Annotated in this window: 23 protein-coding genes and 1 tRNA gene; 18 read left to right on the top strand and 6 right to left on the bottom strand. The window is 67.2% G+C overall.

Annotated elements, in window-relative coordinates:
* Positions 1-118: 118 nt before the first annotated feature.
* A tRNA-Arg gene (locus Q0082_RS06355) sits at positions 119-195 on the bottom strand.
* 181 nt (positions 196-376) lie between these two features.
* On the opposite strand from Q0082_RS06355, the gene Q0082_RS06350 reads away from it, so the two are divergent.
* Together Q0082_RS06350 and Q0082_RS06345 are read left to right on the top strand one after the other, a co-directional pair.
* A complete protein-coding gene (locus Q0082_RS06350) occupies positions 377-694 on the top strand; it encodes a hypothetical protein (protein ID WP_298190965.1) in 318 nt (105 codons plus the stop codon).
* 53 nt (positions 695-747) lie between these two features.
* The gene (locus Q0082_RS06345; RefSeq protein WP_298190963.1) at positions 748-1,263 is read left to right on the top strand and encodes an MmcB family DNA repair protein; all 516 of its coding nucleotides are present in this window, start codon (positions 748-750) and stop codon (positions 1,261-1,263) included.
* Here the strand turns inward: Q0082_RS06345 and Q0082_RS06340 are convergent.
* Positions 1,260-1,835, bottom strand: coding sequence for a TMEM165/GDT1 family protein (locus tag Q0082_RS06340; protein ID WP_298190962.1), 576 nt, complete (start codon positions 1,833-1,835; stop codon positions 1,260-1,262). The genes Q0082_RS06345 and Q0082_RS06340 overlap by 4 nt on opposite strands.
* A gap of 378 nt (positions 1,836-2,213) precedes the next feature.
* Between Q0082_RS06340 and Q0082_RS06335 the strand changes: the two genes are divergently transcribed.
* Positions 2,214-3,596 (top strand): alginate export family protein, encoded by a 1,383-nt coding sequence (locus Q0082_RS06335; RefSeq protein ID WP_298190960.1) that lies wholly within the window; start codon positions 2,214-2,216, stop codon positions 3,594-3,596.
* Here the strand turns inward: Q0082_RS06335 and Q0082_RS06330 are convergent.
* Together Q0082_RS06330 and Q0082_RS06325 are read right to left on the bottom strand one after the other, a co-directional pair.
* Complete coding sequence (locus tag Q0082_RS06330; protein WP_298190959.1) at positions 3,569-3,754, bottom strand: DUF1289 domain-containing protein; 186 nt, start codon at positions 3,752-3,754, stop codon at positions 3,569-3,571. The two genes, Q0082_RS06335 and Q0082_RS06330, sit on opposite strands and share 28 nt — an antisense overlap.
* Positions 3,754-5,079 (bottom strand): M20/M25/M40 family metallo-hydrolase, encoded by a 1,326-nt coding sequence (locus tag Q0082_RS06325; RefSeq protein WP_298190958.1) that lies wholly within the window; start codon positions 5,077-5,079, stop codon positions 3,754-3,756. Before Q0082_RS06325 ends, Q0082_RS06330 begins: the two co-directional genes overlap by 1 nt.
* 285 nt (positions 5,080-5,364) lie before the next feature.
* On the opposite strand from Q0082_RS06325, the gene Q0082_RS06320 reads away from it, so the two are divergent.
* From Q0082_RS06320 to Q0082_RS06280, 9 genes are all read left to right on the top strand, one after another.
* The gene (locus Q0082_RS06320; RefSeq protein ID WP_298190957.1) at positions 5,365-6,891 is read left to right on the top strand and encodes a DEAD/DEAH box helicase; all 1,527 of its coding nucleotides are present in this window, start codon (positions 5,365-5,367) and stop codon (positions 6,889-6,891) included.
* Between the two features lie 129 nt (positions 6,892-7,020).
* Positions 7,021-7,731 carry a sterol desaturase family protein gene (locus tag Q0082_RS06315; protein ID WP_298190956.1) on the top strand — a complete coding sequence of 237 codons (711 nt, stop codon included), beginning with the start codon at positions 7,021-7,023 and terminating at the stop codon, positions 7,729-7,731.
* A complete protein-coding gene (locus tag Q0082_RS06310) occupies positions 7,728-8,222 on the top strand; it encodes a DUF2141 domain-containing protein (protein WP_298190955.1) in 495 nt (164 codons plus the stop codon). The genes Q0082_RS06315 and Q0082_RS06310 overlap by 4 nt, the downstream gene beginning before the upstream one ends.
* Positions 8,223-8,307: 85 nt before the next feature.
* The gene (locus Q0082_RS06305) at positions 8,308-9,192 is read left to right on the top strand and encodes a CoA ester lyase (protein WP_298190954.1); all 885 of its coding nucleotides are present in this window, start codon (positions 8,308-8,310) and stop codon (positions 9,190-9,192) included.
* 131 nt (positions 9,193-9,323) lie between these two features.
* Positions 9,324-10,733, top strand: coding sequence for a hypothetical protein (locus Q0082_RS06300; RefSeq protein WP_298190953.1), 1,410 nt, complete (start codon positions 9,324-9,326; stop codon positions 10,731-10,733).
* A gap of 43 nt (positions 10,734-10,776) precedes the next feature.
* Positions 10,777-11,754 (top strand): alpha/beta hydrolase, encoded by a 978-nt coding sequence (locus tag Q0082_RS06295; protein ID WP_298190952.1) that lies wholly within the window; start codon positions 10,777-10,779, stop codon positions 11,752-11,754.
* Positions 11,755-11,814: 60 nt separating this feature from the next.
* A complete protein-coding gene (locus Q0082_RS06290) occupies positions 11,815-13,137 on the top strand; it encodes a M48 family metalloprotease (protein WP_298191034.1) in 1,323 nt (440 codons plus the stop codon).
* A 31-nt stretch (positions 13,138-13,168) separates the two neighbouring features.
* The gene (locus tag Q0082_RS06285; protein WP_298190951.1) at positions 13,169-13,954 is read left to right on the top strand and encodes a DsbA family protein; all 786 of its coding nucleotides are present in this window, start codon (positions 13,169-13,171) and stop codon (positions 13,952-13,954) included.
* Position 13,955: 1 nt separating this feature from the next.
* A complete protein-coding gene (locus Q0082_RS06280) occupies positions 13,956-14,873 on the top strand; it encodes a M48 family metalloprotease (RefSeq protein WP_298190950.1) in 918 nt (305 codons plus the stop codon).
* Here the strand turns inward: Q0082_RS06280 and Q0082_RS06275 are convergent.
* Positions 14,870-15,493 (bottom strand): HD domain-containing protein, encoded by a 624-nt coding sequence (locus Q0082_RS06275; RefSeq protein WP_298190948.1) that lies wholly within the window; start codon positions 15,491-15,493, stop codon positions 14,870-14,872. The genes Q0082_RS06280 and Q0082_RS06275 overlap by 4 nt on opposite strands.
* Before the next feature lie 94 nt (positions 15,494-15,587).
* On the opposite strand from Q0082_RS06275, the gene Q0082_RS06270 reads away from it, so the two are divergent.
* From Q0082_RS06270 to Q0082_RS06250, 5 genes are read left to right on the top strand one after another with little or no spacing between them, the layout of a single operon-like run.
* Complete coding sequence (locus Q0082_RS06270; RefSeq protein WP_298190946.1) at positions 15,588-16,745, top strand: histidine kinase; 1,158 nt, start codon at positions 15,588-15,590, stop codon at positions 16,743-16,745.
* Between the two features lie 3 nt (positions 16,746-16,748).
* Positions 16,749-17,546, top strand: a complete 798-nt coding sequence (locus Q0082_RS06265) for a LytTR family transcriptional regulator DNA-binding domain-containing protein (RefSeq protein WP_298190943.1) — start codon at positions 16,749-16,751, stop codon at positions 17,544-17,546.
* Between the two features lie 51 nt (positions 17,547-17,597).
* Positions 17,598-18,461 (top strand): carboxylating nicotinate-nucleotide diphosphorylase, encoded by an 864-nt coding sequence (nadC, locus tag Q0082_RS06260; protein WP_298190941.1) that lies wholly within the window; start codon positions 17,598-17,600, stop codon positions 18,459-18,461.
* Complete coding sequence (locus Q0082_RS06255; RefSeq protein ID WP_298190939.1) at positions 18,461-19,156, top strand: ribonuclease T2; 696 nt, start codon at positions 18,461-18,463, stop codon at positions 19,154-19,156. The genes nadC and Q0082_RS06255 overlap by 1 nt, the downstream gene beginning before the upstream one ends.
* Before the next feature lie 51 nt (positions 19,157-19,207).
* Complete coding sequence (locus tag Q0082_RS06250; protein WP_298190937.1) at positions 19,208-19,594, top strand: VOC family protein; 387 nt, start codon at positions 19,208-19,210, stop codon at positions 19,592-19,594.
* A gap of 3 nt (positions 19,595-19,597) precedes the next feature.
* On the opposite strand, the gene Q0082_RS06245 is transcribed toward Q0082_RS06250, so the two are convergent.
* On the bottom strand, positions 19,598-20,053 hold the full coding sequence (locus Q0082_RS06245; RefSeq protein WP_298190935.1) for a nucleoside deaminase: 456 nt from the start codon (positions 20,051-20,053) through the stop codon (positions 19,598-19,600).
* Positions 20,054-20,178: 125 nt separating this feature from the next.
* On the opposite strand from Q0082_RS06245, the gene rpmB reads away from it, so the two are divergent.
* On the top strand, positions 20,179-20,306 hold a 128-nt coding region (gene rpmB / locus Q0082_RS06240), incomplete at its 3' end, for a 50S ribosomal protein L28 (protein WP_298191033.1).

Genomic DNA, 20,306 nt, shown 5'->3' with positions numbered 1-20,306 from the left:
CGCATGGCTCGATAGGCAAGAATCGCGCCGTCGCTTTGCCCGTCCGGGGCGTAACTCGCACATGACTCGCACGGGCCGGAAATCGACCCTGCAAATTGCCCACTAAGTTCTTGAAAACTGGTGCACCCGACAGGATTCGAACCTGTGGCCTCTGCCTTCGGAGGGCAGCGCTCTATCCAGCTGAGCTACGGGTGCGTGGGGGAACCGCCTAGCAGCGCCGCGCGCGGCGTTCCAGTGGTTTATGCCGGTCGTTCGAGGCCGGAGACCGGCCATTTAGCGATTTGGTAGCGGGCTACGGTCTATTCTGCCGTGCATGGCAAGTCGTCCCCCCTCATCCGATGCGAGTCGCGCCCGTGGCCGCCATCCGGCGAGCCACATGACGCTGAAGTGGACCGCGGTGCACCAAGCGGCGGGAGCCATCGGCGAACTGGCCGGAGTCGCGCCGGAGTATCGCTCGCCCGAGATCCGCAATTTTCCCGCAATCATGCACGATACCGGCGGTTGGCGGTTGCGGATGGCCGAGCAGGGCGTTGACGATCTTGCCGCGATTCTCGAACCCGGCCTCGCGGCCTTGCTGGCGCTGCAGGGCAGCGGCGCGCCTGCAGGAGCGGCGGCGCTTGCCTTGTGGCAGGAGTTCCACAGGTCACGCGCCGGGCTCCTCGCACTGATTCCGCCGCTCGGGATCGAGCGGTAGGCGCCCACAGCGAGCCTCTAGCGCTGTTCCATTTTTGTTCTTAAACTCGGGCCATGCCTGATTCGGCCCTGCCCCTTGCCGCCCCCTTCCCCGCGGCCCCTCTCCCTGCCGAGCGCGAGGCGCAAGCCGTCGCGCGCGGGATCGGCCGCCTGTTTGCGCGGAACGGGATCTGGTGCCTTGCTGAAATGCCGCTCCGTTCCGGCCGCCGCGCCGATCTGATGGGGATCGACAGCAAGGGCCGCATCGTGATCGTGGAGATCAAGGTGGCGCGCGCAGACCTGCTCGGCGATGCAAAGTGGCCGGACTACCTTGAGTACTGCGACCGGTTCTACTGGGGCCTCGCCCCGCATCTCGACCGCGCGTGCCTCGAAACCCCGGCGTTCCGACCGGACGTGTGCGGCGTGATCGTGGCGGACGGCTATGACGCGGAGATCCTGCGCCCGGCGCCCAGCCTCCCGCTCGCCGCCGCGCGCCGCAAGACCGAGACCGAGCGTCTGGCGCGTGCCGCATTGCGGCGGCTCACCGTGGCGGGCGATCCGCAGTGCGCCGGGTGGGGCGAAGAGGCCTAGAGCACGCCCGCGGTCGCGAGCAGCAGCCACAGGCCGAGCGCGGCAAACAGGAGCGCGGCGACCGTGCGCACAACGGCGAGCGGGACGCGCTTCACCAGTTCGCCGCCGAGCAGGACTGCAGGCACATTGGCCAGCATCATGCCGAGCGTGGTGCCCGCCGTGACCGCGAGGGCATCGTGGAAGCGCGCGCCCAATGCGATCGTGGCGATCTGCGTCTTGTCGCCCATTTCGACGAAGAAGAACGCAACGAGCGTGGTGAGAAAGGCGCCGCCGCGTGAGACGGCAGGCGCCTCGTCATCGTCGAACGTGTCGGGCACCAGAGTCCAGGCGGCCATGGCGAGGAAGCCAACGGCGACCGCATAGCGGAAGACAGGCCCGTCGAACCATCCGGCCACCAGCGATCCTGCCAGCGCGGCAAGGAAGTGGTTGGCAAGCGTGGCGACGAGAATGCCCAGCACGATCGGCACGGGCCGCTTGAATCGCGCGGCGAGCACGATGGCGAGAAGCTGCGTCTTGTCGCCGATTTCGGCGAGCGCGACGATGGCGGTGGAGGTGAACAGGGCTTCGAGCATGGATGCGTTCCGTGGCCGGGCGAGTGGATCGAGACAACGGCACCGTGCTTCCCCCGCCCGGCCGGACAGGGAAACATGGTGCCATTAGTCTCGCCCGGCAGGTGAAACGTTGCAGCTCCGCGCCTGCCGCCTGCGCCATGACCTCTCGGCCAAGCATGTTGACGCGCCAGAACAATCTGGCAGGGGACTGCACCAAGCAGTGCAGCGGCTACTCCCCAAGTGACGTGGGTGCCTTAGTGCGCTCAGGGTCGCAGCGCAACACAGGACTGGACAACAGAGGACTGGACGGGCCCTGCGAATGCTGTATTCATTTGTGCATAGCACCAGAGATCGACCCGGCAGCGGGAGGCGGTGCGCACCAGACCTGTGGAAGCGACTTTGACCCGAAGAGCACTCCCGATCCTGGCGGCCTTGGCGGCGCTGCCGTTCGCCGCACCGGCCATGGCCAAGCCCGGCCCGCTGGCCGGAGCCCTGGGCGCGCCCGACGACCTTGCGATCAGCGCCACGGTCCGCACGCGGGTGGAAGGGATCGACGGGCAGTTCCGCCCCAGCCCGGCCACGGCGGATTCGCTGTTCTCGCTGCGCACCACGCTCGCCATCGAATACGACGCGGGGCCGGTGCGCTTCGGCGGCGAGCTGTGGGACGCGCGCGCCTATGGCGAGGCGCCGAACTCCAGTATCACGACATCCGACGTGAATACGCTGGAGCTGGTGCAAGCCTATGCCAAGATCGAGCTGGGCAACTGGAAGAAGGGCGCCAAGGGCGGCCACGGACTGCTGACGCTGGGCCGCCAGACCATGGATATCGGCTCGCGCCGGCTCGTTGCGCGCAACCGCTTCCGCCAGACCACGAATGGCTTCACGGGCGCCAACCTCGAATGGACCACGCATGGGAGCACGCGGCTGCAGGCGTTCTGGACGATGCCGCAGATCCGCCGCCCCGATGATGCGCAAGGGCTGCGGGACAACAAGGTCAAGTTCGACCTCGAGACCGCGCGCGTCCAGTTCTTCGGCGCACATCTCACGCTGCCGGATGTGCTGGGCGGGGTGCTGGAGACCTATGGCTACCGCCTTGCCGAGCAGGATGGCGACAACCGGCTCACCCGCAATCGCCGCCTGTGGACCTTGGGCGCACGGACCTTCGCGCGGCCGGCGGTGGGCAAATGGGATCATGACGTCGAGGGCGCATGGCAGTTCGGCACCGCGCGGCGCAGCGCGGCAGCGGCGGACATGGCCGATCTCGATGTTTCGGCGTGGTTCCTCCATGCCGAGGAAGGCTATACCCTCAAGGCCGCATGGAAGCCGCGCTTTGCCGTGCTGTTCGATGCGGCAAGCGGCGACAGTGGCCGGGCCGGGCATTATCGCCGGTTCGACACGCTGTTCGGCGCGCGGCGCTTCGATTTCGGGCCGACGGCGCTTTATGGCGCCTTGCAGCGGACCAACATCGTCTCGCCCGGACTGCGGCTCGAGGCCGAACCCGACAAGCGCACCGACGTGATGCTCTCCTATCGCGCACTTTGGCTTGAGAACCCGCGCGATGCCTTCGCGACGACCGGGGTGCGCGATGCCAAGGGCGCTTCGGGGCGCTTTGCCGGACATCAGGGCGAAGTGCGGTTGCGCCACTGGCTCGTGCCCGCGCTGCTGCAGGCGGAGACTGGCGGCGCTGTGCTATTCAAGCAGGGGTTCCTGCGCGATGCGCCGAATGCACCCGCCAGCGGCAATAGCGTCTACGGCTATTTCGACCTGACGCTGACGCTTTGAAGGCGCTCGCCCAGCGCGCTGAGGATGGCGCGCTTCTGCGCGGCGCTCGCAGTGGGCCAGACCATGATTTCATCGATCGTGCGCGCACAGCCGCGGCACAGCTTCGTGAACGGATCGAGCGTGCATGTGCCGGTGCAGGGGCTGGGCGGATGATCCATCAGCGCTTCTCGGCCGCCAGCCGGCTGATGAGGAGTGCGGCGCGCTTGGCCTGCAAGTTGAGGCTCTTGAGATCGACTGTCTCTTCCGGGGTGTGGTCACCCTTGCTGGCGGGGCCGAGCCCGACGAGGCCCGGCACATCGGCGGCGACGAAGCTGATATCGCCCGCGCCGCGCTTCAGCGGATCCAGCGGGGCCATCGCAGGAAGGCCGAGCGCGGCGTTCACATCATTGAGCCGCGCGAGCAGCGCACGGTTGGCATCGGTCGGCGCCATCGGCGGGTAGCCATCCTCGAACGTGATCTTGCCGGTGGCACCGGGGAAAGCGCGCGCGACGATCGCGGCCATCTTCTCCTGCGCGCGGGTGTTCTGCTCTGGCGAGAGCGTGCGCAAGTCGCCGCGCGCGACGGCCTTGGCGGGGATGATGTTGGTCTTGCCCGCGGCGCTCACGTGCGCCTGATCGGCAGCGAGCGCGGCTTCGGCGCCGCCTGCGATCATCCCGACATTGAGCGTGAGATTGGGTTCGGGCACTTCAGCGCGGATCGCGGAGAGCATGCGCGCGAGGGCATAGATCGCGCCATCGCCATCGGCGCCGAACACGCCGCTCGAATGGCCGGACTTGGCAGTGACCTCGATGGTCCAGCTATAAGCTGAGCGGCGCGCGATCGAGCCCATGTCGACGAGCTTCCCATCGGGCCCCAGATCGCGGGCGAGGCCTTCGAAATCGAGCGCGATGTCGGCCTTCTTTCCTTCAGCAATGAGATCGGCGCGCGCGGCAGACTGCGGATCGCCGGCGTCTTCCTCGTCGCCGGTGAGGTAGGCAACGATGTTGGCCTGCTTCAGCGTGCCCGCCGCCGCCATCGCCCGCAGCGCGGCGAGCATGGCGACAACGCCGCCCTTGTTGTCCGCCACGCCGGGGCCGGTGGCGAGGTCGCCCTTGCGCGTGAAGGTCTGGAAGGGCGAATCCGGCTCGAACACGGTATCAAGGTGGCCGATCAGCAGGAGGCGCTTAGCGCCAGGCTTGCCGCCATGCGTTGCAACAAGGTGCCCGGCGCGCCCGGTCTGCTCCATCGGCAGCCACTTCACGGAGAAGCCCAGTGCCTCGAATTCGGGCCGCACCATCTCGGCCACGGCCTTGACCCCGGCGATGTTGCGGGAGCCGGAGTTCTGGTTGACGAGCTTTTCGAGCAGCGCGAGATCGCGCGCCTCGTTTGCCGCAACAGTCGCCACCATGCGCTTTTCAGGCGCGGTCAAAGCCGGCGCTGCGTGAACGCTGGCGGGGAGAAGGAGCGAAGCGGCGAGGAGCGCGGAGGCAAGGCGGTGATGCATGGCTTCGTGATAGAACGAGAGGCCCGCACTTGGAAAGCCTGCAACCCTTCCGCGCAATTTCCTTGCTTTCCTGCGCAATTGCGCTTAAGCGCGCCTCCAGCAGGACTGGCGAGCGGACTTTCCGCCGCAGGCCCGGGCAAGCGTGAGGTCCGCCGATTCAGGGCGAGACCCGCCCCGGTCGAACGGCTGCTTCGCTTGGCTTCCCCTTCACGCATGGGTCGCATGGTCGACCTTCTGCCTGCGCGCCGCATGAAGCCGCGCGCGCCACACAACGATTGGATTCCCATGTCTTATTTCAGCGATCTCGGCCTTGCCGAGCCGATCCTCCACGCGCTTGCCAGCAAGGGTTATACCGACCCGACGCCGATCCAGCGCCAGTCCATCCCCGCGCTGCTTGAAGGCCGCGACCTGCTTGGCATCGCGCAGACCGGCACCGGCAAGACCGCGGCCTTCGCGCTGCCCTCGCTCCACCGCCTTGCTGCCGATATGAAGCCGCGCAAGCCCGCCTCGTGCCGCATGCTGGTGCTTTCGCCGACGCGCGAGCTTGCCGCGCAGATCGCCGAGAACATTGCGGCTTATGCCAAGAACTTGCGCCTGACAGTCGATTGCGTGTTCGGCGGCGTGCCGGTGGGCAAGCAGGCCCGCCGCCTCGTGCCGGGCTGCGATATCCTCGTCGCAACGCCTGGCCGTCTGCTCGATCTGATCGACCAGCGCGCGCTCACGCTCAGCCGGGTCGAGATCTTCGTGCTCGACGAGGCCGACCAGATGATGGACCTCGGCTTCATCCATGCGCTGAAGCGCGTGGCGAACCTGCTGCCCAAGGAGCGCCAGAGCCTGTTCTTCTCCGCCACCATGCCCAAGGCGATCGCGGACCTCGGCAAGCAGTTCATCAACAACCCGGTGCGCGTCGAAGTGACCCCGCAAGCGAGCACGGCCGAGCGCGTCGAGCAGTTCGTCACCTTCGTCAACCAGGCCGAGAAGCAGGCGCTGCTCACGCTGCGCCTTCGCGCGCTGCTGGCCGACGGCAAGCTTGACCGCGCGCTGGTGTTCACCCGCACCAAGCACGGTGCGGACCGCGTGGTGCGCCATCTTTCTGCGGCCTCGATCAGCGCGCGCGCGATCCACGGCAACAAGAGCCAGGCGCAGCGCACCGCTGCGCTGGATGCGTTCCGTCAGGGTTCGTGCCCCATCCTCGTCGCCACCGATATCGCCGCGCGCGGGATCGACGTGACCGGGGTGAGCCATGTGTTCAACTTCGAACTGCCCAACGTGGCCGAACAATATGTCCACCGCATCGGCCGCACCGCGCGCGCCGGCGCAGACGGTGAGGCGATCAGCTTCTGCGCGCCGGACGAGAAGCCCTACCTCAAGGACATCGAGAAGCTGACGGGCATCAAGCTGATGCCTCTGCCGCTGCCGGAGGGCTTCATGGCCGAGGCCGCGAAGCTGCCCGCCGTCAGCCGCAAGCCCGAGGAAGCCGAGCGCGATGCGCGCCGCGATGACCGTGATGCACGCGGACGCGGTGGCAACCGCGGTGGCGGAGATCGGGGCCGCGGTGGACAGGGCAGGGCCGATGGCGCCAACTCACCGCGCCGCGACGACCGCACCCCCGGTGGCCGCGCGCAGGGGCGCGATGGCCGCCCCCGTGATGCCAACCCCCGCGCCGCGAACGAGCGCGGACCGGTGGGCAATCCCGTCCGCGCCGATCGCGGCGAAGCGCCCGCGGGCGAGAAGCCCCGCACGTTTCGCCCCAATCGCGGCGGCGGTGGCGGCGTCGGCCAGCACCGCAACAAGGTGCGGCGCGCCGTCTGATGCCTGAAGCCATGCGCCATGGCGGCTGTGGACTGCCCGATGTTCGGACTGTCCACAGCCCCAAGGCCTTGGCATAGAGGCATAAGTGACCGTGAATTCCCCTCCCAGCCAGCCCCGGGCCTGACGCGCATGAGCGAACTGTGGCTCTCTGCCCTTGTGATGACGGTGATCGTGGCCGTCCGCTACCTTGCGGTGAGCGGCCTGTTTGCCTGGCTGACGAGGCTGGTGCGGCCGAGGCACTACGATGGTCTTGGCGCGCAAATGCGCAGCGAGATCACGTGGAGCCTCGCCTCAGCCGCGATCTACGGCGTGCCGGCCGGGATCATCGCATGGGGCTGGCAGCACTATGGCTGGACGCGGGTCTATACTGACGTGAATGCCTACCCGCTGTGGTGGCTGCCGGTTTCGCTGTTCGTCTACCTCGCGCTGCACGATACCTGGTTCTACTGGACGCATCGCTGGATGCACCGTCCGCAGTTGTTCCGCGCGGTGCATGCGGTGCATCACGCCAGCCGGCCGCCGACGGCATGGGCGGCGATGAATTTCCACCCTGTCGAGGCTGCGATCGTCGGCCTGTTCATTCCCGCGCTGGTGTTCGTGGTGCCGATCCACGCTGGCGTGCTGGGCCTTGTGCTCACGGTGATGACCGTGATGGGCGTGACCAATCATATGGGCTGGGAAATGTTTCCCAAGTGGTTCGTTCACTCAACTGTAGGGCAATGGGTGATAACAGCGAGCCACCATCACCGTCATCACGAGCTCTATCGATGCAATTTCGGCCTCTACTTTCGCTTCTGGGATCACGTCTGCGGGACGGACAAGGGTCTTTCCGCGCCATGAAGCACAAGGGAATGCCTTTGAGCCTGGCCGTGGTCGCCGCGCCGCTCCTCATCGGGGCGATGCCGCTGCCGCAGATCCCGGCGCGTCCGGTAGGGCCGCAGCAGGCGGGTACGGCCTTGCCCAGCTCGATCCTTGTCGAGATCGACGGCCTGCGCTCGAACCGCGGCCAGATCATGGCCTGCATGACAGCAAACCCCAAGACTTTCCCCGATTGCCAGAAGGACCCGAACGCGCGGCATCTCACCGTGCCGGCGCTGAATGGCGAGACGGTGCAGTTCAAGGACGTGCCGCAGGGCCGCTATGCCATCGCGCTGTTCCATGACGAGAACGGCAATGGCCGCATGGACAAGATGATGATGCTGCCGAAAGAAGGCTTCGGCTTTTCGCGCGATGCGCCGCTGCAGTTCGGCCCGCCACGCTTTGGCGCGGCTTCGTTCCAGGTCGGGGCGGTGCAGCTCAGGACCGCGATCAAGGTCCGCTATATCCTGTAACATTCGCTTGCGCAGCGACGCGGCATAGGGAAAGGGCCGGGGCCTTGCCCCATCCTCTGCGCCCCATGCTTTGTCGGAGAAGTGTGTGCCCGAATCCCTGATCCCGGCGCAGCCGCTGCGCTCGCTGCTTTACATGCCTGCCAGCAATCGCCGCGCCGTCGACAAGGCGCGCGCACTGCCCTGCGATGCGGTGGCGCTCGATCTTGAAGACGCCGTTGCCCCCGAAATGAAGGACGAGGCCCGCGTCGCGCTGGTAGAGGAGCTGACCGCAGGCGGTTTCGGCCACCGCCAGATGATCGCGCGGATCAACCCGCTCGGATCGCCTTGGGGCAAGGCCGATCTTGCCGCGCTGGCGCATGCGCCGCTTCACGCGCTCCTTGCGCCGAAGGTGGACGATGCTGCCGATGTCGTTGCGCTCTCGGTGGCGATGGACGGGGCAGGTTATGATCCGGCCGTGCGCCTGTGGGTGATGATCGAGACGCCCCATGCCGTCCTCGCGCTCGAGCGGATCGCCGCCGCTGCCCGCATTTCGCGGCTCGCGGGCTTCGTGCTCGGGCTCAACGATCTCGCCAAGGAAACCGGCATGGCGCAGCTGCAGGGCCGCACCGGCTTCGTGCCGGTCATGGTGCAGGCGCTGATGGCGGCGCGCGCTTATGGCCTCGTCCTGCTCGACGGGGTATGCAACGCCATCGACGATCCCGCCCGGCTGGAAGCCGAATGCATGCAGGCGCGCGAACTGGGGCTTGATGGCAAGACGCTGATCCATCCCTCCCAGATCGAAACCGCCAACCGCGTATTCGCGCCGGGCGAGGCCGAATTGGCGGAGGCCGAGGCGATCGTGGCCGCCTTTGCCGACCCCGCCAATGCGGGCAAGGGTGCGCTCAAGGTGTGCGGCAAGATGGCCGAACTGCTCCACCGCGACATGGCCGAGCGCCTTCTGGCCAAGGCCGCGGCAATCGCGGCGCGCTGATCTGATCGCAGCTGCGGAACAGAAACGCGCCATAATCGAACGATTGTGCCGTCAACGACGGCGCAACTTAAGCACATCTTTACCATGTTGCGCCATGACGGGCCCCATTGGACGACCACGGGGATTGGTTCATGGATACGTATCGTGGCATCGGCAGGGACGGTTCAGAAGGCCCGGAGCCTCTCGACTACGCCGCCGACTACACCGCTTACGAAGAATCGATCGACGAGCAGGGCACCGTTGCCGCACCGCCGCCAGCGATCGGGCAGGACGAGCGCCGCATGCAGGTGCGCGCCTACAATTTCTGGGCCAGCCTGCTCGATCAGGGGCAGTTCCCGCCTGTCCAGTCGCTGCTCGAAGGGCACATGCCCGATTTCGCGGACCATTCGGTGCTGCTGCACTTCGATCAGGGTATCGAAGACCCGGCGATCCCGTTCCTCGGACAGGTGCTGGCTGACGAATGCGAGGCAGGCAGCCCGCTGCGCCGCCTGAGCGACATCCCCGGCCGCTCTCTGCTGTCGCGCATCACCGATCACTATCTGCAGATTATCGCCAACCAGGCGCCGATCGGCTTCGAGGCCGAATTCGTCAACCAGCGCGGCAAGACGATCCTCTATCGCGGCATCCTCCTGCCCTTCTCGACCGACAACGAGACGATCGATTATCTCTATGGCGTGATCAACTGGAAGGAACTGGCCGACCAGCAGACCACCGACGCGCTGCTGCTGGAGATCGACCAGTCGCTCGATCAGCGCCCGAGCAGCACGACGCTCGCCCCGCGCCGACCTGCTGCGCTGCCGCTGGGCGGTTGGGCCGACGGACCGGACAGCGAACTGGCCGCCGAGAACGAGACGGCACTGCTCGATCTGGCCGATTTCGGCGCCGAGATCATTCCCGGCGAGCCGCAGGAAGCGGCCCTCGACCTTGCACTGGACAACTCGCAGCCTGCCTGCCTTGCCGACTGGCTCGCCTCCGCGCGCGATCTGGCCCACATTGCCCATGCCAGCGAAGACCGCACCCGCGGCGCGCTCTATGCCGCGATCGGGCGGGCGTGGGACTTTGCGCTGGCGTCCGAGGATGCCCCCGAGGACTATGCCGAGATGGTCGCCGATGCCGGGCTCACCATGCAGGCGCGCGCACCGCTGACCCCGCTGGTCAAGCTGGTGTTCGGCGCGGACTACGACAAGACGCGCATCGCCGAATACACCACTGCGCTCACCCACGCGCAGCGCCTCGGGCTCGGCTACGGCGAGCTTGGCAGCTACCTTGCAAAGGCGCCGGGCGGGCTCAAGGGCGTGGTCGCACTGGAACGCAAGCTGCGCCGCGAGGAAACCGGCAAGACCGCGCCGAAGCCGAGCGATACGCTGGCCGAAAGCCTGCGCGCGCTCGATCACCGGCCGCTTTATGCGCTGGAGCCGGAAGGCGCCGAGTTCGCGCTGGTCATGGTGCGCCGTCTGGCCGGCGGGACAGCCGTACTGCTGGGCGAGATCGCCGACGACCAGCCGATGCTGGAGCGCGCCGCGCGCCGCCTGCTGGGCTGAAGGGCTGCTTCCCCGCCTGCGGAAAACCAGCTAGCCATGCGCCATGGCTATCACTGAGCACCCCCCGCGCAAGGCACGCACGACCAGACGGCGGTGGCTTGCCTGGACGCTGATCCTCCTCGCGCTGCTCGGCACCGGCGGATTTATCGCCTACCGTTTGGCGCTGGCCAGCAACGCCGTAGGGCTGCTCGACAGCGCGGACAAGGTTCTGCACGGCGGAGACGGGGCGATCCGTCTGGTTGAATCAGCGCGCTATGGCAGCGATCCGGCGCAGAAGCTCGAGATGTTCCTCCCCGCCGATGCCTCTGCTGCGAAGGGGCCGCTCCCGATCGTGGTGTTCATTCACGGCGGCGGCTGGCGGTCGGGCGATCCGCACGACTACCGCTTCATCGCCCGCGCGCTGGCACCGCAAGGGTATGCCGTGGTGCTCGCGGGCTATCGACTGGCGCCGCAGGTGCGCTATCCGGCCATGCTCGAAGATGGCGCGGCAGCGCTGCGCTGGGTGGCGGATCATGCCCGCGCGCTGGGCGGCGATCCGAACCGCATTGTGCTGATGGGCCATTCCGCAGGGGCCTACAACGCGGTCATGCTCGGGCTCGACAAGCGCTGGCTGGCGGCCCGCGGCCTCTCCGCCGATGCCCTGCGCGGCGTGGTCGGCCTTTCTGGTCCCTACGATTTCTATCCGTTCGAGAGCGATACGACCCGCTTCAGCTTCGGCAAGGCGCTGAGCCCCGAAGAAACCCAGCCGGTCGTCCATGCCCGCGCCGGGGGGCCCCCGCTGCTGCTCGTCCACGGCACCGCAGATACACGGGTACGCCCGCGCAATTCGGTGGAACTCGCGCGCACCATGACTCGTGCCGGCGCGCCGACGCGCGCGGTGCTGCTGGACGGGGTGACCCATGAGGGCCTGATCATGCTGTTCGCCCGGCCCTTCTCGCGCGATCCGCGCGGCCTTGATGCAGTGCTGCCGTTCCTTGCCCGAGTTACCGCTTCACCGGTGGTTCAGGCGAACGGCGGATAAGCTGCGCTCATTGTGACACACCCCTTTCACCGCCGCTTCGGCCAAGCCCTCGCGGCCACCATCGCGCTGCTGCTCGTGCCGGTCCCGGCAGCCGCGCAATCGGTGCTGCGCGATGCCGAGACCGAAGCCTTCTTCCAGGACATGGCCGCACCGATCGTGGCGGCGGCTGGCTTCAACCCGCGCGCGATCGATCTGGTGCTGCTCAACGATCCCTCGATCAACGCGTTCGTCGCGGGGGGACAGGCGGTCTATATCCATTCGGGCCTGATCAGCGCGGCGGACAACGCGCAGGAAGTGCAAGGCGTCTTCGCGCACGAGCTTGGCCACATCACCGGTGGCCATGTGATCCGGGGCGACGAGGGCGGCAAGCCCGCTACCGGCATCACCATCCTCAGCCTGCTGCTCGGCGCGGCGGCGGCGGCGGCAGGTTCGGGCGATGCAGGCATCGGCATCATGATGGCCGGCCAGCAGGCGGCGCTCGGCAAATACCTTGCGTTCAGCCGCGCGCAGGAATCCTCTGCCGATGCGGCCAGCGTGCAGTTCCTGACCAAGGCAGGCATCTCGGGCAAGGGCTCGATCGACTTCTTCAAGAAGCTGCAGAACATGGAGTTCCGCTACGGCTTCAAGCGCGACAGCGACGCCGAGTTCTATTCGACCCACCCGATGACCTCGGACCGCCTGACGACACTGCAGGATTCGTTCTCGCAGGATCCGGCGTGGGACAAGCCCGGCGACGCGGCGCTGCAGGCGCGGTTCCTGCGGGTGAAGGCCAAGCTGGTGGGCTATCTGGCGGAGCCGGCCGCGACGCTCGCCGCCTATCCCGACTGGATGCAGGATGCACCGGCGCACCTCGCCCGGGCCTATGCCTTCCACAAGGAAGCGCTGATGGACAAGGCGCTCGCCGAAACCGACGCGCTGCTCAAGATGGACCCGAACGATCCCTATGCGCTTGAGCTGAAGGGACAGGTCCTGCTCGAATCGGGCAAGCCCAATGATGCGCTTGCCCCGCTGCGCCGTGCGGTGGAGCTGACCCGCAACACGCCGCTGATCGCAACCACACTTGGCCACGCCCTGATCGCGACCGAGGACAAGGCCAATTTCCCCGAGGCCGAGCGCGTGCTGCGGACCGCCGTGGCGCGCGACCGGGACAATCCGTTCGCGTGGTACCAGCTTGGCGTGGTCTACGAAGCACAGGGCGATATCCCGCGTGCGCGGCTTGCCAGCGCGGAGCAGCAGCTCGGCGAATATCAGCTGCCCGAGGCGCTGCGCAGCGCCGAAGCTGCCGAGGCCGCACTGCCCAAAGGCTCGCCCGACTGGCTGCGCGCGCAGGATATCGCAATGTCGGCGCGCGCGATGATTGAGCGGATGAAGAAGTCGCGGTAGCGCGGGGAACGGCCCAGCAGGAGTTCAATGCATGCGTTTCAGTCCGTTTCTTGCCCTGGCGCTGCTTGTCGGCGCAGCTGGAGCCGCCGGCGGGTGGTGGGCCCTGCATGGCGAGGGCAGCGGAGCGGAAGCCGCCGCGGCGGAGACCAAGCTTGAGGGACAGCTCGCCGAGGCCGGGATCAATGCCCGCCAGCGCGGCGCGATCGAAGCGCTGGTGCGCAGCTACATCCTAGAGCACCCCGAAATCCTTCCCGAAGCGATGGAAAAGCTTCAGGCGCGCGAGACCGAGGCCCGGCTGGCCCCCTTGCGCGGCGCGATCGAAACGCCGTTCCCCGGCGCCGTACTCGGCAACCCGGGCGGCAAGGTCACGCTTGTCGAGTTCACCGATTTTGCGTGCACCTATTGCCGCAGCAGCGTGGCCGATGTCGAAGCGCTGGTGAAGGACAATCCCGATCTGCGCGTGGTGGTGCGCGAGCTCCCGATCATCGCCCCCGAAAGCGAACCCGCCGCGCGCATGGGCCTCGCCGCTGCCGCGCAGGGCAAATACGCCGCCTTCCACAAGGCCATGTTCTCCGGCGAACGGCCAAGCAGCACCAGCATCGCGGCAGCCGCCAATGCGGCGGGTGTGGACGGCGCTGCGGCCGCTGCCTTCACCCAGCAGCCGGGCGTGCGGCAGGAACTGGAGCGCAATCTCGGGCTTGCACGGCAGCTTGGCATCAATGGCACTCCGGCGTGGAGCGTGGGCGGCAAGCTGCTGTCCGGCGCGGTGGGGCGCGAGGCGCTGCAGCAGGCGATCAACGCCGCGCGAAAGGGCTGACGTGGCGAGGCGGGGCGCTGCGCTGCTGGCCCTGGAGCTGGCGCTGGCGGTCTCCGTTCCGGCGCAGGCGCAGCCGGCAGACGATCTGCAGCGGGACGATGCGCTGGTCCAGACGATCGGCTGGCGGCTGAGCCATGCCAACGCAGCCTTTTGCACGCGCGCCGCGCCAGCGACCGGCTTGCTGCTCGGCGACGTCCAGACCTTCGCCGATCCGGCAGCGGCGCGCGCGGCCTATGGCCTTTCCGGAGACATTGCGGTGGCGGCGGTGGCGGCGGGGAGCCCGGCGGAGGCGGCAGGACTCGCTGCCAATGCAGTCGTCGCCGCAGTCGAGGGCACGCCGGTTGGCCCGCCACCGGCGCGGGGCAACTGGGACCGCGTCTGGGCCTTGCAGGCGCGGCTCGAACAGGCAGCGGCGCAGCGCGGCGAAGTGGCGCTCACGCTCGCCGACGGGCGCGCAGTGACCGTGCCGGCCGCGCCCTCGTGCGGGGTGCGCTTCATTCTCGATGATGCGAAGGACAATGCCGGTGCAACCCGCAGCCAGGTGCGCATCGGGCGCAGGGCGCTGGACCAGCTCGGCCGCGACGAAGCGATGATCGCGGCGGTGCTGGCACATGAACTGGCCCACGCGGCGCTCGATCACGAAACCCTGCTCGGCCCGGGCCAGCGGCCCACGGCAGCCGTTCGGCGCACCGAGCGCGAGGCGGACCGGCTCTCGGTCTGGATCATGGCGAATGCCGGGTACTCGCCGGAAGCTGCCCTGCGCATGATCCGGCTGATCACTCCGCGCGGTTTGCTCGTGATCCCGGGCGCGAGCCACGGGAAGGCCAGCACCCGCGCGCGGGAGATGGCGGAAGAAATCGCGGTCATGCGCACCCAGCCGGATACCAACTGGGCGCTGCGTTTCCGGCGCGAGCCTTAAGCCGGAACGCCTGCCTTCGCGGCGGTCGTTTCCATCGCCAGAATCGACGTCTCGCTGCGCGGGCGCGCCATGACCCGGCGCACCATCGGCTCGAAGAAATCGAGCGGAAGGGTATCATAATCGGGATCGAAGGCGCTCTGATCGTACTTGGCGCAGAATTCGGCGCAGGCATCGAAATGCGGATTGCCCCGGTGCTTCTCGCGCACGTTGCGATCAATGCCGAGGTAGTGGAAGTAGTAGTAGCCCTGGAACGCACCGTGGTTGCGGCAGATCCAGTGCTCTTCCTCGCTCACGAAGGGCTGGAGGATCGCGGCGGCGATTTCGGGGTGGTTGTACGAACCCAGCGTGTCGCCGATGTCATGCAGCAGCGCCATCACCACGTAGCTTTCGGGACGGCCGTCGCGGTAGGCGCGGGTCGCGGTCTGCAGACTGTGGGTGAGGCGGTCGATCGGGAAGCCGCCGAAATCGCCATCGAGGAGCCTGAGGTGCGCCAGCACGCGGTCTGGCAGGCCTGCGGCAAAGCCCACATAATCGCGCGCGATGATTGCCCAGTCTTCCTGCGTGCCTTCCTCCATCGAATGGAACTGCGCGCGCTCCGCGGAATCGCCGTGATGATCCATGGTTCTCTCCCTTTTGCCGGCAGAGTAACCGCTTTACCCAGCCGCGCAAAGCCCACCTGTGGCGCGATGCCAATCTGTGGGCTACACACCCCGCATGGCAATGAATCTGCCGCTCCGCCCGACGCCGTTCTTCGGCAACAAGAACCGCGCCTTCTGGCGTCTGCAGATGCTCGGCTGGGGCGGCGCGATGCTGCTGCGTGCGCTTTCGAGCCTCGCCAACGCGCAGCCTTGGTCGTTCCTGATCATCGTGCTGATCGCGACGATAACCGGCTTTTCGATCAGCCTCATCCTTTCGGTGATCTACCGCGCGCTGATCAACCGCACCCCGCTGATCACCTGGGGCATTACTGCGCTGGTGCTGGCGATTGCGGTGGGGCTTTATGCTTTCATCGATTCCTGGGTGATCAGCCTCTACCGGTCTGGCGGCGATTCCGGGTTCGCGCAGCTGTTCCTCGGCGTGTTCTACCTCGATCTCACGCTGCTTGGCGCATGGTCGGCGCTCTACTACGCGATCAACTTCTACGTGCAGGTGGAGGAGCAGAACGACCAGCTCATGCGGCTGGAAGCGCAGGCAACTTCGGCGCAGCTGGCGATGCTGCGTTACCAGCTCAACCCGCACTTCCTGTTCAACACGCTGAACTCGATCTCGACGCTTGTGCTCCTGAAACAGACCGAACCCGCCAACGCGATGCTGAGCCGGCTCTCCTCGTTCCTGCGCTACACCCTGATCAACGAGCCGACCGGCCGCGTGACGGTGGCGCAGGAAGTCGAGACGCTGAAGCTCTATCTCGATATCGAGCGGATGCGCTTCGAGGAGCGGCTCGGCACCGAGTTTCGCATCGATGATGCTGCCGCGCCTGCGCTGATGCCCTCGCTGCTGCTCCAGCCGCTGGTCGAGAACGCGATCAAGTATGGCGTCAGTCCGCTCGAAGAGGGGGCCACCATCACCATTGCGGCGCAACTCATCGGCCCGGTGCTGCGAGTCACCGTGTCCGACACCGGCCCGGGCTTGCAACCGGGCACCGACCCCTCGACATTGTTCGGCGTGACCAGTTCTCAATCGGACTCCACGCGCGTCGGGCTCGCCAACATCCGTGACCGGCTCGCCCAGGCTTATGGCGAGAACCAGCGGTTCGAAATCGGCGAGCGACCGGGTGGAGGCTTCATGGTGGTGATCGAGCTGCCCTTTGAAGCGCGCGAAGTACCCTCGGGCCAGCAATCTGCTGCGCAGCTCGCCACACAGCAAAGGTAGCGCATGACCATTCGCACGATCCTCGTCGATGACGAAAAGCTCGCGATCCAGGGACTCCAGCTGCGGCTAGAAGCCTTCCCCGATGTCGAAGTGATCGACACCTGCTCCAACGGGCGCGAGGCGATCCGCAAGATCAAGACCGAGAAGCCCGATCTCGTGTTCTGCGATATCCAGATGCCCGGGTTCGACGGGTTCAGCGTGGTGAGCGGAGTGATCGAGATCGATCCGCCGCTGTTCGTCTTCGTGACGGCCTATTCCGAGCACGCGATCCGCGCGTTCGAGGCCAATGCGGTGGACTATCTCCTCAAGCCGGTCGAACCCGCCCGCCTCGCCGACGCGCTCGACCGCGCGCGCACCCGGCTTGCCGAGAAGCGCGGACTGGAAGAGGCGGAGAAACTGAAGACCGTGCTCGCCGAAGTGGCCCCCGATGCGATGGACGCGATGCCCGACGACAGCGAACCGGCGATCGGGCGGTTCGAGAAGCTCATCAACATCAAGGACCGCGGCCAGATTTTCCGTGTCGATGTCGATACGATCGAGCGGATCGAGGCGGCGGGCGATTACATGTGCATCTACACTGGCGACAATTCGCTGATCCTGCGCGAGACGATGAAGGACCTCGAACGGCGGCTCGATCCGCGCGTGTTCCAGCGCGTCCACCGCTCGAAGATCGTCAACCTCGATCGCGTGCGGCAGGTACGCCCGCATACCAATGGCGAATGCTTCCTCGTGCTCGACAGCGGCTCGGAAGTGAAAGTCTCGCGCTCCTACCGCGATGTGGTGGCGCGCTTCGTCCACTAGGAACCACCGGGATGCTCGACAGCCGCGCGCAGGGTGATTAGGCCGCAAGGCATGAGCATATTCACCCTGCCCGGCTTCGATCTCGATGCCTTTGTCGCCGCCACGCTTGCCGAGGATCTGGGCCACGGCCTTCCGGGCGGCGGGCATGACGTGACGAGCGAGAGCGTGATCCCCGCTGAGGCGCGCTTTGCCGGGGTGATGGACAGCCGAGATGCGATCAACGTTTGCGGGCTCCCCATCGCCGCCGCCTTCTTCCGCGCGCTTGATCCGGCGATGGCAATTGAAGTGCTGGTCGAAGAGGGAGCGCAGGTCGCGCCCGGCTCCGCGCTGATGCGCCTCACCGGCAGCGCCCGCGCGATGCTCACCGCCGAGCGCAGCGCGCTCAACACCGTCCAGCACCTTTCGGGCGTTGCCACGCTCACACGGCGCTATGTCGATGCGATGGGCGAAACCAAAGCGCGCCTTCTGGATACGCGCAAGACCATCCCCGGCCTCAGGCACCTCGAAAAGTACGCTGTGCGCACCGGCGGCGGGGTGAACCACCGCATGGGGCTGTGGGACGCGGCGATGATCAAGGACAACCACGTGCTCGTCGCGGGGGGCGTCGCCGAAGCCGTGCGCAGGGCGCTCGCGGCAGGGGTGCGTGAGGTGATCTGCGAGGTCGACCATATCGACCAGATCGAGCCCGCACTGCAGGCCGGTGCGACCCGCCTGCTGCTCGACAACATGGGTCCGGACTTGCTGCGAGAGGCGGTGGCACTTGTCGCCGGCCGGGCACCTTGCGAGGCTTCGGGCGGCGTCCGCCTCGAAACCATCGGCGCGATCGCCGCTTCGGGGGTGGACTACGTCTCGGTCGGCCGCCTGACGCAAAGCGCGCCCGCTGCCGATATCGGGCTCGATTTCACGCCGCTGTGATGCTGCGCCGGCTGTTTCTTGCCCTGGCGGTCCTGCTGCCCATGGCAGCGCAGGCTGAGGTGCCTCAATGCCGCGTGCCACCGCGGATCTCTGCCCCTGCGCTCCCGGCGCCGGATGGCCCGCGTCGGGTGCTGCCGATTGCGGGCTACACGCTCGCGCTCAGCTGGTCGCCCGAATACTGCCGCACGCGCGGGCGCGATCCGCGCGCGGCGTTCCAATGCGGGGGCGAACTGGGGCGCTTCGGCTTCATTCTCCACGGTCTCTGGCCCGAATCGACCCCCGGCAACTGGCCGCAATGGTGCGAGGCCGCGCCGCTGCCTGCAGAGACGGTGCGCCGCAACTTGTGCATGACCCCCTCGCCCGATCTCATGGCGCACGAATGGGCCAAGCACGGCGCGTGCATGGCGGGCAGGCCGGAGGGGTATTTCAAGGCAGGCGCAGCGCTGCTCCGCTCGCTGCGTTACCCTGACATGATGCGCCTATCCCGGCGGCAGGGCCTTACCGCCGGAGACTTTCGTGCAGCCTTCCGCGCTGCCACCCCGTTCCTGCCTGCGGCTGCAATCCGCGTGAAGGCCAATGCGCGCGGGTGGTTGCAAGAGGTCCACGTCTGCTACGGCAAGGACTTCATGCCCGCGCCCTGCACCGATCGCGGCGCCGAAGATGTCGCCCCGCTCAAGATCTGGCGCGGCCTGTAACGGGAAGCCCGCCTTGCGCGAACCAGACGCGCACAAACTCGGGAGGCCACCTTGTCGTTCAAGCTCGATCACCTCACGATCCTCTCGCGTGATCCCAAGGCAAGCGCGGCATTCTACGGTCTGCTCCTGCCCCGGCTCGGCTTTATGCAGAAGAAGCCGCATATCTGGGCGAACGAGGATGGCCTCCATATCCAGTTCGGCCCGGCCAAGGACGATACCCCCGGATACGAACGCTATGGGCCCGGCCTCAACCACTTCGGCTTCACCGCGCCTTCGGTGGCGATGGTGGAGGAGCTTGCCACCGTGATGGAAGCGGCTGGCCATGTCGCCCGGCTGCAGCGCTTTCCGGGCGGCACCACCGCGCTGTTCCTGCCCGATCCCGATGGGCTGCGGGTCGAAGTCTCGTGGTATCCGCCGGGGACCCCGCCGGTCGACTGAGGCTCAGCGGCGCGCCTTGAAGAAATCGCGCAGAAGGTCCGCCGCCTCGGCCTCGCCGATGCCGGAATAGACTTCGGGCCGGTGCAGGCAGCCGGGCGCGTCGAATACTTTCGCGCCGTGCTCCACCGCGCCGCCCTTTGGGTCACTGGCGGCGTAGTAGACCCGCGCCAGCCGGGCGTGGACAATCGCGCCCGCGCACATCGCGCACGGCTCCAGCGTGACCCACAGATCGCAGCCCGTCAGCCGTTCCTGCCCCAAGATGGCGGCCGCTGCACGAATCGCCAGGACCTCGGCATGGGCGGTCGGATCGTGGTCCAGCCGGGGCGTGTTGTGTGCGGCGGCGATCACCACGCCATCCTTGACGATCACCGCACCGATGGGCACTTCACCGCCCGCAGCCGCCTCCGCTGCGGCATCCAGCGCCTTGCGCATGGGTTCGGGAAGGGGCCAGCGGGTCATGCCGTGCGGGCTAGCGCGCCTTGGGCCTTGCGCGCAACGTGCGAATCCTTGACTTTGCCCCCCAGATCGGCAAGAGCGCGCCCTTCCCGATCCATGATCGTTCAAATCCAAGCGAGTTTTCAGCCATGTCGCGCATCTGCGAACTGACCGGTAAGGGCCGCCAGGTCGGCCACAACGTGAGCCACGCCAACAACAAGACCAAGCGTCTGTTCCTGCCCAACCTGCAGAACGTCACGCTCATGTCGGAAAAGCT

The sequence above is a fragment of the Novosphingobium sp. genome, from assembly GCF_027489515.1.
In the GTDB taxonomy this organism is placed as follows: domain Bacteria; phylum Pseudomonadota; class Alphaproteobacteria; order Sphingomonadales; family Sphingomonadaceae; genus Novosphingobium.
This window is presented reverse-complemented; position numbering and strand designations above follow the sequence as displayed.

Excerpts from the sequence above, each read along its gene's own strand:
- Q0082_RS06350 (WP_298190965.1), top strand. The coding sequence starts at position 377 with ATGACGCTGAAGTGGACCGCGGTGCACCAAGCGGCGGGAGCCATCGGC.
- Q0082_RS06345 (WP_298190963.1), top strand. The coding sequence starts at position 748 with ATGCCTGATTCGGCCCTGCCCCTTGCCGCCCCCTTCCCCGCGGCCCCT.
- Q0082_RS06340 (WP_298190962.1), bottom strand. The coding sequence starts at position 1,835 with ATGCTCGAAGCCCTGTTCACCTCCACCGCCATCGTCGCGCTCGCCGAA.
- Q0082_RS06330 (WP_298190959.1), bottom strand. The coding sequence starts at position 3,754 with ATGGATCATCCGCCCAGCCCCTGCACCGGCACATGCACGCTCGATCCG.
- Q0082_RS06325 (WP_298190958.1), bottom strand. The coding sequence starts at position 5,079 with ATGCATCACCGCCTTGCCTCCGCGCTCCTCGCCGCTTCGCTCCTTCTC.
- Q0082_RS06320 (WP_298190957.1), top strand. The coding sequence starts at position 5,365 with ATGTCTTATTTCAGCGATCTCGGCCTTGCCGAGCCGATCCTCCACGCG.
- Q0082_RS06315 (WP_298190956.1), top strand. The coding sequence starts at position 7,021 with ATGAGCGAACTGTGGCTCTCTGCCCTTGTGATGACGGTGATCGTGGCC.
- Q0082_RS06310 (WP_298190955.1), top strand. The coding sequence starts at position 7,728 with ATGAAGCACAAGGGAATGCCTTTGAGCCTGGCCGTGGTCGCCGCGCCG.
- Q0082_RS06300 (WP_298190953.1), top strand. The coding sequence starts at position 9,324 with ATGGATACGTATCGTGGCATCGGCAGGGACGGTTCAGAAGGCCCGGAG.
- Q0082_RS06295 (WP_298190952.1), top strand. The coding sequence starts at position 10,777 with ATGGCTATCACTGAGCACCCCCCGCGCAAGGCACGCACGACCAGACGG.
- Q0082_RS06285 (WP_298190951.1), top strand. The coding sequence starts at position 13,169 with ATGCGTTTCAGTCCGTTTCTTGCCCTGGCGCTGCTTGTCGGCGCAGCT.
- Q0082_RS06275 (WP_298190948.1), bottom strand. The coding sequence starts at position 15,493 with ATGGATCATCACGGCGATTCCGCGGAGCGCGCGCAGTTCCATTCGATG.
- Q0082_RS06270 (WP_298190946.1), top strand. The coding sequence starts at position 15,588 with ATGGCAATGAATCTGCCGCTCCGCCCGACGCCGTTCTTCGGCAACAAG.
- Q0082_RS06265 (WP_298190943.1), top strand. The coding sequence starts at position 16,749 with ATGACCATTCGCACGATCCTCGTCGATGACGAAAAGCTCGCGATCCAG.
- nadC (WP_298190941.1), top strand. The coding sequence starts at position 17,598 with ATGAGCATATTCACCCTGCCCGGCTTCGATCTCGATGCCTTTGTCGCC.
- Q0082_RS06255 (WP_298190939.1), top strand. The coding sequence starts at position 18,461 with ATGCTGCGCCGGCTGTTTCTTGCCCTGGCGGTCCTGCTGCCCATGGCA.
- Q0082_RS06245 (WP_298190935.1), bottom strand. The coding sequence starts at position 20,053 with ATGACCCGCTGGCCCCTTCCCGAACCCATGCGCAAGGCGCTGGATGCC.